We start from the raw sequence: 1,799 nt of genomic DNA, 5'->3' as shown, positions 1-1,799 counted from the left end.
AATTTAAGTATTACCCATGTAACCTTTTATGTTACCATTCACCTTCGTTTTGAATGATAAACCTTTGTAGCCCAAAAACAGAAAAGCCGCGTAAATCGTGCGATTTATGCGGCTTTGATACTGTTTGTATTCTTTGTGGTGATCCCCTTGGGACTCGAACCCAAGACCCATACATTAAAAGTGTATTGCTCTACCAACTGAGCTAGGGAATCATTCCCGTCAAACAGGAGCGCAAAAGTATGAATTAATTTAAAACTTCCAAATCTTTTTAAAAAAAATACTAACTAACACGCATACACGCCTGCCAAATTCCTATCTTTATAGCTATGGCAACTCCTAAAGAACTACCCGAACTTTTCTTTGAAACCCAGCAGCAGTGGGAGAAATGGCTGGCAAAGAATCATACGCAGGAAGATGGTGTATGGCTCCGCATGTATAAAAAAGACACCAAAATCCCTTCCATTAATTATGCGCAGGCATTGGAAGAAGCGCTCTGCTACGGCTGGATCGACGGACAATCCAAGTCCATTGATGAAAAATGCTTCCGGCAAAAGTTCACACCGCGGCGGGCTAAAAGCATCTGGTCGGAAAGGAATACAAAGCATATAGAACGCCTTACGGCAGAGGGAAAAATGAAGCCGGCGGGTATCCGGCAGGTGGAGCTGGCAAAGGCCGATGGCCGATGGGAAAAGGCATACGCTACGCAGCGTGAGGCCACTGTTCCGGACGACTTTATGGCCGCATTAAAGAAAAACAAAAAAGCAGCAGCTTTTTTTGAAACGCTGAACAATCAAAATAAATTCGCGGTTTATTTCCGGCTGCAGAATGCGAAGAAGCCTGAAACCCGGGCTAAGCGCATTGTTGATTTCATAGCAAAGCTGGAACGGAACGAGAAGTTTCACTAGCGCCCGTTCCAGCCGTAAAGGAAATTATATCATGCCGTTGTTATGCGGCAGGTGAGCAGGAATGGCCTGTGTTACCTGCCAGTGTTCGGCCGGCTGGCCATCTTGCAGGCGGTATATATCATAATGTACTGCGCCCGAAGTGGAGGCTTGTACCATTACGAAGTTCCCCTCTCCTATAATGCGGTGTACCTTTATGGGCTCACCTTCATAAGAAGCACGCGACTCCTGCACATACCGGGCTATAGCGGTCTTGTTAGATGAAGTCAGGTGCAGATCCGTTATTTCACTGCCCCCTTCTGTAGAGGCATTCTCCTGTGTGGCGTCCCAATGTTCCGCCAGTTTACCGTTTTCGAGGCGATAAAGATCCACAACCGCCACATTTTTGCCCATAAATGCTACATCCAGGTGCAGCATTACGTAGTCGCCGTCTTCAATGGTGCGTACCACGGGATTTTTAGCCGAAGCTGGCGCTGGCAATTGTTTCAGTTGTTCCAGCGCCTCCAGCAGCCCGGCTTTGCCATCCTTTACCGTGGCGCTGTGCTGGATGTAGGAATCAGGAAGATAAGTGTCTATAACGCTGGTATTGCGCTCCCCAATGAGGTGCTTCAGTGCGGCCAATACAACGGCCTTATTGGATATTGATAACATAAAAAAATAAGCTGGTTAATAAGAAAATATAGGAATAGCAGGGAAAGAAAACCTAGTTCCTTTTCGGGCAGTTCCGGTGTTGGGTAACCGGAAGGAGATATGTGGTGATAATTATGATGATGTAAACCTACTGTTTTCCGGGGTAATCGACGAATATTAACTGGAGCTTGATAAAAAAAGCGCACCAGGTTGCCCTGGCACGCTTTTAAAAAGTTATGTAATTACCCCATTGCGTTGCTGTAGATG

Annotated in this window: 2 protein-coding genes and 1 tRNA gene; 1 reads left to right on the top strand and 2 read right to left on the bottom strand. The window is 46.2% G+C overall.

Features of this window, described 5'->3' with window-relative positions; translation table 11 throughout:
* Positions 1-136 precede the first annotated feature (136 nt).
* Positions 137-212, bottom strand: a tRNA-Lys gene (locus tag VN105_RS29300).
* A gap of 114 nt (positions 213-326) precedes the next feature.
* On the opposite strand from VN105_RS29300, the gene VN105_RS29295 reads away from it, so the two are divergent.
* A complete protein-coding gene (locus VN105_RS29295; RefSeq protein WP_325646969.1) occupies positions 327-905 on the top strand; it encodes a YdeI/OmpD-associated family protein in 579 nt (192 codons plus the stop codon).
* A 24-nt stretch (positions 906-929) separates the two neighbouring features.
* Here VN105_RS29295 and VN105_RS29290 read toward each other — a convergent pair whose 3' ends face one another.
* A complete protein-coding gene (locus VN105_RS29290) occupies positions 930-1,553 on the bottom strand; it encodes an ester cyclase (protein ID WP_325646967.1) in 624 nt (207 codons plus the stop codon).
* Between the last annotated feature and the right edge of the window lie 246 nt (positions 1,554-1,799).

Origin of the sequence: Chitinophaga sp. (assembly GCF_035564935.1) — a bacterium.
In the GTDB taxonomy this organism is placed as follows: Bacteria; Bacteroidota; Bacteroidia; order Chitinophagales; family Chitinophagaceae; genus Chitinophaga.
This window is presented reverse-complemented; position numbering and strand designations above follow the sequence as displayed.